At 63.0% G+C, this 12620-nt stretch carries 7 protein-coding genes and 1 pseudogene; 6 read left to right on the plus strand and 2 right to left on the minus strand.

What is annotated here, in order from left to right:
- The first annotated feature begins 294 nt into the window (after positions 1-294).
- From QZ648_RS10930 to QZ648_RS10955, 6 genes and pseudogenes are all read left to right on the plus strand, one after another.
- Positions 295-2916 (plus strand): cytochrome c, encoded by a 2622-nt coding sequence (locus tag QZ648_RS10930; protein ID WP_291997034.1) that lies wholly within the window; start codon positions 295-297, stop codon positions 2914-2916.
- A gap of 19 nt (positions 2917-2935) precedes the next feature.
- Positions 2936-3898 carry a hypothetical protein gene (locus QZ648_RS10935; RefSeq protein WP_291997035.1) on the plus strand — a complete coding sequence of 321 codons (963 nt, stop codon included), beginning with the start codon at positions 2936-2938 and terminating at the stop codon, positions 3896-3898.
- A 31-nt stretch (positions 3899-3929) separates the two neighbouring features.
- On the plus strand, positions 3930-6143 hold the full coding sequence (locus tag QZ648_RS10940; protein WP_291997036.1) for a hypothetical protein: 2214 nt from the start codon (positions 3930-3932) through the stop codon (positions 6141-6143).
- Between the two features lie 27 nt (positions 6144-6170).
- Complete coding sequence (locus tag QZ648_RS10945; protein ID WP_169065658.1) at positions 6171-7685, plus strand: cytochrome c; 1515 nt, start codon at positions 6171-6173, stop codon at positions 7683-7685.
- Between the two features lie 10 nt (positions 7686-7695).
- Entirely contained in the window at positions 7696-9171 is a 1476-nt protein-coding gene (locus QZ648_RS10950; RefSeq protein ID WP_291997037.1) for a c-type cytochrome, read from the plus strand.
- A gap of 417 nt (positions 9172-9588) precedes the next feature.
- Positions 9589-9693 (plus strand): annotated as a pseudogene (locus QZ648_RS10955) (type II toxin-antitoxin system Phd/YefM family antitoxin); the annotation flags it as partial.
- 591 nt (positions 9694-10284) lie between these two features.
- On the opposite strand, the gene QZ648_RS10960 reads toward QZ648_RS10955, so the two are convergent.
- Together QZ648_RS10960 and QZ648_RS10965 are read right to left on the minus strand one after the other, a co-directional pair.
- Positions 10285-10983, minus strand: a complete 699-nt coding sequence (locus QZ648_RS10960) for a hypothetical protein (protein ID WP_291997038.1) — start codon at positions 10981-10983, stop codon at positions 10285-10287.
- 215 nt (positions 10984-11198) lie between these two features.
- The gene (locus QZ648_RS10965) at positions 11199-12575 is read right to left on the minus strand and encodes a patatin-like phospholipase family protein (RefSeq protein ID WP_291997039.1); all 1377 of its coding nucleotides are present in this window, start codon (positions 12573-12575) and stop codon (positions 11199-11201) included.
- Positions 12576-12620 lie beyond the last annotated feature (45 nt).

Genomic DNA, 12620 nt, shown 5'->3' on the forward strand with positions numbered 1-12620 from the left:
TGAATAGCGGCAGAGGGGGCGGGTGCCTTGTCGGTCGTCAGCTTTCGTGGAACCACCTTGCGCCTCGGCTGCCAAAGCTCCGTCAGTCGCGGCAGCGCGAAGAGAGTGCCGGCACGATAATTTAACAAGAGCTCGCGCTGCGGACGCTGGGACTGAAATAGGGCGTGGCGCCGAGAATGGCGGCGCTTGACAGGGCGGGCATGCGAACAGATACTGCCCTGCCGTCGACTGCACTACCGACGAGTCTCCCACGTTTGGGGTTTCAAGCTGTTTGTGTCCGTCAGGAGAGAACGCATGAAACGTACTCTGCTTGCCGCTTTGGCGGCGACTCTCATTCTCGGTGCTGGCTTCGGTGTTTTCTACCAGCGCGACATCAATTTCGGCGACGCGTATGCGCAAGGCGCAGCGGCTTCCCCGCTTGCCGCTCCCGCTGAACAAAGCCTTCCGGAAGCGTCGATCATCGACCAGGATGCTCCGTATTACGAAGCTTGTGCCCGCGAAGGACTGAGTGATTCGGAATGCGTCGGACGGCTGATCTGGTTCAAGGCCACCGCCGGTAACGACCGCTTCCATACCTATACCCTGCAGCAGCGCATTGGCGTCCTGGTCGACTGGTTCCGCGTCCTGCGATCCGATCAGCGCGACGATCGTTTCTGGGCCTGGGGAATCATCAACGATCCCTCGTGCTGCAAACCCGGCGATCCCGACTGCCCGGCCAAGTCGGTGGCGGAAACCTATGGCTTCGACTGGTGTCCTGGCGACGACGTGCTCCTGAAGTATGTCGGCAAGCCGGGCTACATCGACCCGGCCTGCGGCCTCAAGGATGCGGCCCTCGACCCGGACGACCCGCACAGCCAGGGCGGCAAGCTCGACCAACGGCACTCCGCCTGCGATCTCAAGTTCGGCACCTCCACGGGAGCGCTGGGAATTCGCAAGTTTCCCAATCCACGCTTCGACGCCGCCAAGTGGCAGGCCTTGAATGGCGAACCCGGAAGCTGGTCCGGCTTTGACCGCCCACTGATCGACAAGACCGGCATCGCCTCCGATCAGCGCGTCAGTCGGCTGTCCGATGGCTCGGTCGAGCCGCCATTCCTGATCGGCACTTCCTGCGGTTCCTGCCATATCGCGTTCGATCCGCTCAACCCGCCAGCCGACCCGGCGCATCCCAAGTGGGAGAATCTCAAGGGGCTGATCGGCAACCAGTACACGCGCATGTCCGAACTGCTCGGTTCGGGCCTGCCGATGAGCAGTCTCGAGTATCAGATGTTCGCGCACGCCCGTCCCGGGGTCACCGACACTTCGGCGATTTCGCATGACCAGGTCAACAATCCGGGGACCATCAATGCCCTGATCAATGTCGCGCAGCGGCCGGTATTCAAGGGTGAAGTGGTAACCAAATGGCGCAAGGCGGCGAGCTGCGGCAGCGAGACCGACGCGGGCAAGTGCTGGTGCGAGCCGGGTCGCGAAGGCAAGTGCTGGGAGAAGAGCACCCGCGACGACGACACCACGCCGGTCAATCTCGGCGGCCAGAAAGTTGTATTGCCCGGCGTCCATCACATCCTCAAAGGCGGCGAAGACTCGACCGGCGCGCTGGAAGCGATCCAGCGCGTGTACTTCAACATCGGCTCCTGCTCCGAGCAGTGCTGGGTCAATCACCTCGCCGACATGCGCGAGGTGGACCCGGAGCAGCGCGGTTTCGGACAGACACCTTTCGACATTGGCCAGTGCCGCCGCGATTGCCCGAACTTCCGGGCCGTCGAGGACCGCTTGCAGAACGTGCTCGATTTCTTTGCCTCTGCCGAGTCGGATCAGACCGACCTCTACGCGGCGTTGGCCAATGTTCGCCAGGCCGGTTCAAGTGGCCTGGTTTATGGTCGCGCCGATCTGGTCCGCGACCTGGAAAGCGAATTCGGCGCCGGTGCCGTTGGCCGCGGACAGCTGGTCTTCGCCGAAAACTGTGCGCGCTGCCATTCGAGCATTCCCGAGAGCGAAGGCGGCTCGTTCAAGAATCGCGACTTCGCCGCCGCCAGCGAAACGCATCCGCGCCAGGTAAGGGCCGATTTCCTGGGCAACGATCAGGCGACACCGGTAACCGAGGTCGGCACTTTCCGTTGCCGCTCGCTGCACTCCAACCACAAGGCGGGCAACCTGTACATGGAATCGGCGTCGGACACCCTGCGCCAGCGCGAGGTCGTTGCCGACATTCCCGAGCGCGACGAGCTCAAGGATGCCGGTCGCGGCTACCTGCGTAATGTCTCGCTGGTCAATATCTGGGCGACCGCGCCGTTCATGCACAACAACGCCATCGGGCCGGAAATCTGCGGCAAGCCGGCGAACAAGGCCAACGACTTCCACCGCGCCCGCTATGTCGATAGCGCTGGCCTGCTCCTCGCACGGCAGCCCGATTGCCTGCGCTACGACCCGAGCGTCGAGGGCCGCTTCGACCTCTACAAGCTGTCGATGTTCGAGCTGCTGAACCCCAAGGAACGGGGCAGCAAGCGGACGTTGACCAACGCCGACCTGATCATCGACGTCGGCATACGACCGCTCGACGGCAAGACCGAGAAGCCGCTGTTCGATTTCGGGCAGGTGAAGATTCCGGCCGGTACCAGCGCCGGTTTCCTGAATGGCCTGATGCACAAGCAGCTGATCGGCGACCTGTTCCTTGCCAAGCGCCACCCGGACAAGCTCGAAGCGGCCGGCAAGGCGAGCCTCTTGCCGACGCTGCAGACAATCGCCGACGAGATCATCAAGAATCCGTCGCGCTTCGTCGAAATTCTGCGTGAGCAGCGCGATTTCATCAGTGCCAATTACCAGAGCTGCACCGAGGAGATCGAAAACCAGGGTCACCGCTTCGGCGAGGATCTTTCCGAGGCCGACAAGAAAGCGCTCACCGCTTTCCTCGCCACGCTGTAAGGAAACGGGAGATCACATCATGCGACTGCCGCACACCTTTGCCCTGAGCCAACTGCGCACCCAGCGCACCCAGCGCACCCAGCGCACTGACCGGATGTCACGCTTCGCGCTTGGCGCGCTAGCCACCCTCACCGCGCTTGCCCTTGCCGCGTGCAGCAAGCCGGAACCCCCGGATATCAAGTTCGCGCCTTATGCCAAGAGCTACCAGACGAAAATGAGCCTGGCGCAGGTCGACTATCAGTATCCGATTCCACCGGCTGAGCTGGCGAAGATCACGCCCGACTATCTGGCGACGCTGGACGAGGAGCAGATTGATCAGATCTACGCCCGCCTGACTGCCGGTCCGATCCCCGATGGCGCTTTCGAAGGTCGCATCCTGCTGCCGCGTGGAAGCAGCGGCAAGTTCCGGCTTTCCGAGCTGGTCGGTGGCTTCAGTGGCACCGTCCTGCACCTCAAGGGACTGGTCGTCGAGGAAATTGGCGAAGTCCTCTGGCGCGGCAAAGTGTTCTTCCGCGACGAGGGCGTGCTGCGCAACCGCATCGAGGATCTGTCACTGCTCAAGAAGCTCGGCCTGGTCGAAGGTGAGCCGCAGAAGATGAGTTACGCGGGCAAGGAAACCTGGTTGCTGTTCCCGGCCAAGCTCTATTGCGGCCAGAGTCTGCTCGACTCGCGGCGCGAATCGATCATCATCGATTATTTCTTTAGCGACGAAATTCCCCGTTACCAGGAAAGTCCCGATTACCTCGCCGGCCGGCGCGGACTCAAGGTGCGCGACGAAATCCGCATGATCCGCCCCGGCTTTTACCTTGGCCGCGCCTATCTGGACCGCGGTTTCGCGCTCAATTTCACGCTTTACGACAAAGCCACCGACGAGAAGGCTCAGGCGAATTTCGTCGCCACCGGCAAGGTGCAGGAAGACTGCTGGCCGGGAACGCAGCAACGCACCGTGGTCGCTGCTACTGGCAAGTCTGCAAAGCCCTGAGTCTGGCAAAGCCTGGGCATGGCAGCTGACGATGCGTCCGCCCGTGACCTCGCTGGTGATCCTGCGGCGGCTTGCCACGGGTCTGGCAGCGGCGGGCTTGGCAGCGTGCTTGGCCACACTCGTCGCCATGCCGGTGTCGGCGACTGAAGCGCGCCCGACGGGGCCGGTGCCGGTGGCTGCGCTGCCCGTCGTCAATCCGGCCGACCCCGGCGAGCATCTCCCGAGCCAGGGCCGTTCATTGTTCGAGGAGCTGTTTGCCGTGCGCCGTGGTGCCGCCGCCGAAATCGAAGTGCCTTTTCCTTTTGCGGCCTTGCTCGCCCGCATCGATTCCCAGCTGCAGCGTGACCCGGCCAGTCCGCTGCCGCCTGCCAAGCGCGTACTGATTCCGCTGGGTCGCTCGCTGCAGCGGACGGCCGCCGCGCCCGACTACTTTGCCTATCCGCGCGTCCTGGTGGCCGTCGACAGCCCGCCGCTCGCCGCCGGCATGCCACTGCTCAAGGACCGCCTCTACATCGGCTACCAGGAGCAGTCGGCGGTCATCGAGATCATCAGTTACAACGAGGCCGCCGGGCGCTTCGAATTCCAGTTGCTCAAGGACTACCGCGCTGGCGCCAAGCCGCGCCTGGTTTACGCGAACCGCAGCATCTGTTTTGCTTGTCATCAGAACGGCTCGCCGATTTTTTCGCGCGCCCTGTGGGACGAGACCAACGCCAATGCCCAGGTGGCGGCGACGCTGCTGGCCAGCGCTCAAAGCTACTACGGCATCCCTCCCGACCGTGGCATCGACGTTCCCTACGCCATCGACAACGCCAGTGAGCGCGCCAACGGCTTTGCCCTGACCCAGCTTCTGTGGCGCGCGGGCTGCGGCGGCCATTCGGCCGAGGCGCAAGGCTGCCGCGCCGGCCTGTTCGCCGCCGCCTTGCGGCACGCGCTCTCAAGCGGTCAGACCTGGACCGCTGACGCCCGCTTCATGCAGGCGGTTGACAAGCCGCTGCGCGAGCAGGCGCGACGCCGCTGGCCGGGCGGCCTGAGCGCGGGCAATCCCGACATCCCCAACCGCAACCCCTTGCAGGCGGTTAATGGCTGGCCCGCGGAGAGCGCTGCGCGGGCGGCTTTGGCGGCGGTGCCGGCTCGCTTCGACCCGCTCTTGCCGCGCTCCGCTGGAGCGCTCTGGCGCCCGCACGCCCCGGATGCGCTGCGGCAGCTGGTGGCTGGCCTGGCGGAGTTTGTCGCCGACAGCGATCGGCGGCAACTGGAGAGTGCACTGGCGCGCTTGGCGCCACCTGACGCAGAGCGATTCGGCGTGCCCTGCCGAATCGATACCCGAGTCGCTGCGCGCTGGTCCTTGCGCTGCTCCGCTACGGGTGGAACGTTGCTGGCGGGAACGCTGTCGGTGCCGGCCGGCCGAGCGAGCGGAGGGCGGCTGACGCGGCTGACGCTGCCCGGCGGCACGGCCCTGAACAATCTTGAGCTGACACTGGTCGGCACGGGGACCGCCGCCGGCGCGACCTTGTCGCCGCAAGCCGACGGGCTGCCCGTGAGAAACGCTGCCGCCGACGTGATCTCCTCGATCGAAATCCGCCGCAGCGAGGCCAATGCGGGCGATGGCTGGGTCGATGGCGAGGCGATACTGGAAGTCCGCCCCGATTTCGCCATCGTGCAGCAGGCTATCGACCGCCTGGCCGCCGGCCCGCAAGCCGCAATCCTGTTCGGACCTGCTCCTTTCCCGCGCCAGTCGCTTTTTTCAGCACTGTTCGCCGAGCTCGGCACGCCTGCCGCGGCGCCCTGCTGCGAGGCTGCCGAGTATTTGCCACCGGCGCAGCTGGAAGTCGCTGCCGTGGCGCCGGGTCAGGCGCCGAGCAGCGCCGGCGATCCGCTGCTGCGCAGCTTTCAACCCTATTGCGCCGCTTGCCATCAGACCGCCGAGACTTTTCCGCCGAATTTTCTGCAGGGTAGTCCGCCCGAAGTGGACGCCAGTCTTCGCCACTGCGCCCCGCGCCTCTACGTACGCCTGGCGATGGCCGACATCGCGCCGGCGCAGCGTGCGAAGACGCCGATGCCGCCGGAAAGCATGTTGCCGGCGTTTGCCAGCGACGCTCAAGCATGGCGCAGCAGCCCGGTGCGCGCCGCACTGCTCGCTCAGGTGACACAATGGCTGCGCGCCGAAACCGGTCAAACCCCGCAACTTGAAACGCTGCTCGCCGCCGGCTATGAGGCCCTGCGCCCGTGTTTGCCGGCGCATTAGCCGGCGAGAAGAAAAGGGAGAAGATAGATGAACGAAAACGACACAGCGAAAAGCCCCTGGAAGCGACGCTTCATCATTCTCTTCATCGTCACCATCGTACTTCCGCTGCTGGCCGTGATCTGGCTGGTGCAGCGCTTTGGCGGCGACGTGCCGGTGGACCACGCCAGCCCGACCGAGCACTTCAAGTACGGTTCCACTGGCGGCGAGCACGAGATGGGTTTCCCCTACTGGATCTGGCGGGTGCTGCCCGACGTCTGCCCGCAATATCTGCCCGGCAAGGGCTACCAGTCCCTGGGAATGGTTTTCGAGAAGAACGCCGATGGCAGCGACCGCGACCTTCCGGTCGGCACTTCGCAGCGCCGCTACCAGGGCATCGATCGGGTCTTCGTCAACTGCGCCGTCTGCCATACCAGTACCGTGCGTACTGCCGCCGCCCAGCCACCGACGATCGTCCTCGGCATGCCGGCCGCGACTTTCAACATGAAGGGTTTCGAGGAATTCTTCTTCCACTGCGCCGCCGACCCGAAGTTCTCCAAGGAATTCATCCTGCCGGAGATCGAACGCCAGGGCGGCCAGCTCGACCTGCTCGATCGCTACGTCGTCTACCCGGTGGCCATTGCCATCATGCGCGATCGCGTGCTGGCGCTTGCCGGGCGCTTCGACTGGGTCGCCAGGCAGCACGCTTGGGGCCCGGGACGCGTCGATACCTTCAACTCGGCGAAAGTGATCTTCAATTTCCCGATGGCGCATCTCGACCCCGCCGAGTTCGACGCCCCGGCCGACTTTCCTTCGCTGTGGCGGCAACGCCAGCGCAAGGAGCCGCACGAGATGCAGTTGCACTGGGACGGCAACAACACCACCGTCGAAGAGCGCAACAAGAGTGCCGCCTTCGGCACCGGCACGACGCCGCCGACCATCGACATCGAACGCATCAGCCGCGTCGAGGACTGGATCCTCGACGCCTCGCCACCGAGCTTCAGCCAGTTCTTCCCGGTCGACGCCGAACTGGCCCTGCGCGGCGCGCCGATCTACAAGGCCTATTGCGCCAACTGTCACGGCGCTTCGGGCAGCGATTTCAGTGGTGAGCTGGTCGGCAAGGTGACGCCGCTGGCCGAGATCGGTACCGACCGGCGCCGGCTCGATTCCTACAGCTACACGCTGGCGGTGAACCAGGCCACACTCTACGCCGGCTACCCGTGGCGCTTCACGCATTTCCGCAAGACGCACGGCTACGCCAACATGCCGCTCGATGGCGTCTGGCTGCGCGCGCCCTACCTGCACAACGGCTCGGTGCCCAGCCTGCGCGAACTGCTCGAACCGGCGGCCGCCCGGCCCGCGAGCTTCTATCGCGGCAACGACGTCTATGACCCGCTCAAGGTCGGTTTCGTCTCCGATCAGCCGCAGGGCAACGGTCAGCCGTTTTTCCTTTTCGACACCAGCGCTCCCGGCAACGGCAACGGCGGCCACACCGGCAAGGCCTACGGCACCGAGCTGAGCGCCGACGAAAAGACCGCCCTGGTCGAATTCATGAAGACCTTCTGAGGAGCCGACGATGAGCATGCGATCCTGCAGGAACTGGTTCCGCGCCATCGGCGTGGTGATCATCGTCACGGTCGTTGTTGGCGGGGTGATCGGCTACGATCGCGGCTTCCGCGAACGTCCCCAGCCCGACTGGGTAACCGCCGATTTCGAAACGCGCTTCAAGTACGGCTCGATCGGTGCCGAGCACGACGCCGGCATCCCCTACTGGATTTTCTACGTCCTGCCGCGCGTCTTTCCCGAAAAACTGACCCAGGACGGCAAGGTCCTTCCCGGTGGTTACGCCGCACTCGGCGTTCCCTGGGAGCAGGGCCAGGAACTGCCGGCCGGCTTCAGCAAGAAAACCATCGGCTTTCCGCGCGTGGCCAATAACTGCGCCGTTTGCCACACCACCAGCTACCGCGAATCGCCTGATGCCAACCCGGTCTTTGTCATCGGCGGTCCGGCACACACCACCAACGTCGAAGCCTTCTTCCGCTACCTGATCGACTGCGCCAAGGACCCGCGCTTCAACGCCGACATCCTGATGGCCGAAATCAATCGCGTCACCGATCTCGACCTCATCGACCAGCTTCTCTACCGCTTCTTCGTCATCCCGATCACCAAGAAGCGCCTGCTCGAACGCGAGCAGCAGTTCGCCTGGATCTACCGCCCCGACTTTCCCGACTGGGGCCGCGGCCGCGATGACGCCATGAACCTGACCAAGTACTTCATGATCGGCGCTCCCATGGACGATACCTTCGGCCCCACCGACATGCCCTCGGTATGGAACCTCAAGAAGTACGTCTGGGATCAGGGCCACCGCATGAACTACGCCGGCGACAGCAGCGACGCCTACTCGGTGATCATGGACTCCGCCCTGGGCCTGCTTGGCGCCGCGCCCGCCAACAAGCAGGACTTCGTCGGGCAGGTGCAATGGCTGCACAGCTACCTCTCCGAACTGCCACCACCGAAATACCCCTTCGCCATCGATCAGGCAAAGGCGGCCGAGGGCAAAACCCTGTTCGACGCCAACTGCGCCAGCTGCCACGCCAGCGAACTCACCGGCCGGCCGCTACCGCTGGCTGAAGTCGGCACCGACCGCGGCCGCTTGGACTCGTGGAACAAGGGCGCCGCGATCAAAGCCAACCAGGTGGTCAAGGAAATGGGCCTCGAGCGTCGCGGCCTGGTTGAGGAAGATTTGATCGGTTACGTCGCGCCTTTTCTGGACGGCATCTGGCTGAAGGCGCCGTATCTGCATAATGGGTCGGTGCCGACGCTGAGGGACTTGCTGGAGCCGGTTGGGCAGCGGCCGACGGTTTTCTGGCGAGGTTATGACGTGTATGACCAAGCGAGGGTCGGGTTCGTTACCGACACGCCGGCGGCCAAACGTGTCGGGACGAAGCTCGATACCGGCAGCAAGGGTGGCAGCAACCAGGGGCATGAGTTTGGCACGGGCTTGTCGGCGGCCGAGAAGGATGCGCTGGTGGAGTTCTTGAAAACCCTGTGATGGGAACAACCACAGGGAAAGACCCCATCTGCTGCACAGATGAACCGCCGTATGCGGAACCGCACCTACTGTGGTGTGAGAGGGCGACGGAGGTAACTCCGTCCCCTACTCGATCCCCGGTTTGTCGGCTAGCCACCAAGCCGACGCTCTTGACGTCAAGGAAGACGAACACAAGGAATCCGCAAATGGAATCCGGGGACAGACCACGGTTTGTCCGCTGCAAATAGCTCAAAACAGATCTTCAGAAACTGGGTCGCTACGCTACGCTGCGCGGCGTGCAACGGCTGCCATGCCCGCTCAGCGAGGGAGGCCGTGAGGTTTTCTCCTATCCCGATTAGCCGGCACAGGGCTGCGCTGTGCCGTTCCCGCGGGTTTGACGAGGCGTACGTACGCTAAAAGCCTCGAACCGGAGGTCCACTGACCACCCTGACCGCCAGCGAAGCAAGAGCGAATCTGTATCGCCTGATCGATCAGGCATCGGAGTCGCATCAGCCGATTCACATCTCAGGCAAACGCAGTAGTGTGGGCATGCATTCTTGATGAGACTTTCGCCAAGCATCTCCCACCCTCCGTCATTGCGAGGAGGCGAAGCCGACGCGGCAATCCAGAGATTTGTCTTTTCGCGTATTCAGTGTTCAAGATGTCAATGCGGTGGGAAATAGTGAGAGGATGGAACTGGATTGCCGCGTCGGCTGCGCCTCCTCGCAATGACGTGGGGGCTGGTGTGGCGCCGCATTTACTATTCCCGACGCGGCCTTGAGGTAAGGAATAAGGATAGATCGTGCGAAGCCACGATCTATCCGTTGTGCGCCCAGCATGGGCGCGATCCTGGCGGTTAATGTGAAAGTCGCGCAAGCGACACTCACGAACCTCCCTTCTCTCCTTGCGGGAGAAGGGGCAGGGGAAGAGGGAAACGGTCATGACTTTCATGATTTGGGGTGTCTCCACGTGTCATGACCGTTAAAGTCCGCCCGTAAGTTGGCCACAGCAAACGAGGTGAAGCGCAACAGCACGCGGGCGACCGAGTGTGGGGAGGCCGCGTGGAGCGAATCCGCGCGCCGATGGACAAGAACCCCACATGAGCGCATGGTGCTCTCGTCGTCTCTTTATTGACTATGCAAGAGGAAGCAGTCGACAAACCTCCTCGGTGACTGCCTGAAACTCCAGGCGAGGTAGCGCAACTACCTGTCCGTCGATGAGCGCATCGGGAAAAGCAATAACAATGGGGGTTTCCTTGCCGATCGCCATGGGCGCGGTCTTTACCAGATAGCGCCGCGTCCCGCTCAGGCGCTGGCCAAACATGGCTCCTTCATGCAAGGTGTCGTTGGCGCCGCGAAACGCCAATAGTGGCTCGAAGACGTAACGATCAATGCTGGCAGTCATTCCCGGACGTTTTGTTCGCGGTCCTTCTACCGGTGATTCCTCGGACGACGAACAGATGCGGGCCCCGGCCTGAACACGGCACCAGACTTCGTATTCAATGCTTGCGATCGCCACCATTGCCGGCTTCATGGCGCCAGCGGTGAGCTGAATTGTGCCGTCCAGGAAGCGCATTGTCGAGTTGTTGGCCAGTTCCACCGACATGCACAGTTGAACCGTGCTTCCCGGTGCTGGCAGGGACTTGTCGCCGCAGAATGCGATCATCGCTGATGCCTGGTCGCCAAGCTTCAAGCCGGCGTAGCCGGGCAATTGTGTGTAGGTCTGCACGTACTTGCGGCTGTCCGGCGTTGGCTTGTAATACGATGCCACATGACAGCTGGAACAACCGGTGAGCAGAGAGGCGAGAACCAGCAGCTGTGAGCGAAGGATCATGGATGGTCTCCTTTTTCTGTGTAGGGGCCCGGGTCCCGGATTCAACCCACAACCCACAACCCGCAATCCGCCACACGCGGGGCCAGATCTTGACTCTTTCTCTAGGCACGAGGGTAGTACCTGACCCGGCGCTTCGTGGCGAGAATGGCCGGCTTTTCCTGCGTGCGGCCTCGCTGGCCCGATGCGAAGAGCAGGCGCATGCGCTCGGGCGTGGGTCAGCGCGCTTGCGCCGGCTGACTTCCTCCCAGATCGCGGATGAAGCGCTGAAACTCCTGGTTGCTCAGCAAGAGCTCGCGACCGGTCGCGATCAATTCGTCGACCTGCGCCTCCTTTAAGGAAAAGCTGGTCGGAATCTGGTTCAGGAAGAGTTTTCGCTGAGCTTGCGGGACGTTCTTGAAGTCGATGTCGACGAAATAGGATTCGACGGCTTGTCCGGGTGTTGACAGGTCCTCCGCCCAGCGCTTGATGCTGCTCTGCATGAGCGCCATCGTTGCCGCGTTGGTGCGATGCAGTTGGACGTCGGTCACCAGATTGACGGTATCGGCCATCGATGGGGAGGCCTTGCTCAGTTCCATGCCGTATTGCGGTGAGGTCGAGGCATTGACCGAGATGACGATGAAACGTCGTCCGGGTATGCCGCCAAGCGAGCCGAGCAGATTTCTTGCGCCGCCGGCCAACTCGATCATCTCGTAGACCGCCAGCAGGCCGAGGTTGTCGGTAATGCCGCCGTCGACCAGATGAATATAGCGGCGCTGGTCTTTGAGCGCGTAGCTGTTGAGGCCGTCGACGACATGCGCCAACTGCGGTGAGCGGTTGGCACTGGTCTGCAAGTCGGTCAGGAAGGTTGGTGCGCGATCGCTACAGCCTTTGCGATTTTCGAGCACCAGGGGATGGAAGAGGACCGGCACGGCGGATGAGGCAGTGACGGCGCTGGCAATCGGATACGAAGACAGGTCCGAGCACAGCAGATCAAAGTAATCCTGGAGGAAGGAGAAGCGCACGCCCCGACCGAGATCGGTGGCATTGATCACGATCAGCGGACCGTTCCCCTGCTGCAGGTCAGCGAAGGTCGCGCCCTTGAACACATTGCCATCGTAATAATTGGCGGCCATCTCGGTACGGCCACGTTCGGAGAGCAACATTGCCGGGTCCAACAGCCCCTGCATCAGTTCAAAGGAGATGTTGCGGCGCAGGAAGTCCTTCTCGAAATCCGTAAAGATCTTGTCGCCATACAAGCCGAAATACGCGGCCGTGAAACTGCCACCCGATACCGAGCTGATGGTGTCGATCTCGTCCAGCAGCCGTTGCGATTGTCCACCGAGCTCGATGCGGGTGTCGCGCAGCGCTTGCAGAACGCCGTAAGCCAGTGCGGCGGCGCGGGTGCCGCCGCCGGAAAACGCCAGGATCATGGTTGCTTCATCCGAGCGTCCGGAATGCACCGCTTGGGTGATCGAGTACCTACCGGACGACTCGTCTTCGGCGACGATGGGTTCGTTGCTTATCTTGCCGTAAGACGCGCAGGCCGAAAGCAGCGGCAGGAAAAGTGCCAGCAAGACGGCGAGGTGCTGGCGGCCGAAGAGAGAACTGTTCATTGGATCCTGTTGAGTTTTTTGCTGGTAGGCCGACAAGCAGCGGTA

Origin of the sequence: Candidatus Accumulibacter sp. ACC012, assembly GCF_907163155.1 — a bacterium.
GTDB lineage: Bacteria > Pseudomonadota > Gammaproteobacteria > Burkholderiales > Rhodocyclaceae > Accumulibacter > Accumulibacter delftensis.

Coding starts and splice junctions, on each gene's coding strand:
- QZ648_RS10930 (WP_291997034.1), top strand. CDS start 295: ATGAAACGTACTCTGCTTGCCGCTTTGGCGGCGACTCTCATTCTCGGT.
- QZ648_RS10935 (WP_291997035.1), top strand. CDS start 2,936: ATGCGACTGCCGCACACCTTTGCCCTGAGCCAACTGCGCACCCAGCGC.
- QZ648_RS10940 (WP_291997036.1), top strand. CDS start 3,930: ATGCGTCCGCCCGTGACCTCGCTGGTGATCCTGCGGCGGCTTGCCACG.
- QZ648_RS10945 (WP_169065658.1), top strand. CDS start 6,171: ATGAACGAAAACGACACAGCGAAAAGCCCCTGGAAGCGACGCTTCATC.
- QZ648_RS10950 (WP_291997037.1), top strand. CDS start 7,696: ATGAGCATGCGATCCTGCAGGAACTGGTTCCGCGCCATCGGCGTGGTG.
- QZ648_RS10960 (WP_291997038.1), bottom strand. CDS start 10,983: ATGATCCTTCGCTCACAGCTGCTGGTTCTCGCCTCTCTGCTCACCGGT.
- QZ648_RS10965 (WP_291997039.1), bottom strand. CDS start 12,575: ATGAACAGTTCTCTCTTCGGCCGCCAGCACCTCGCCGTCTTGCTGGCA.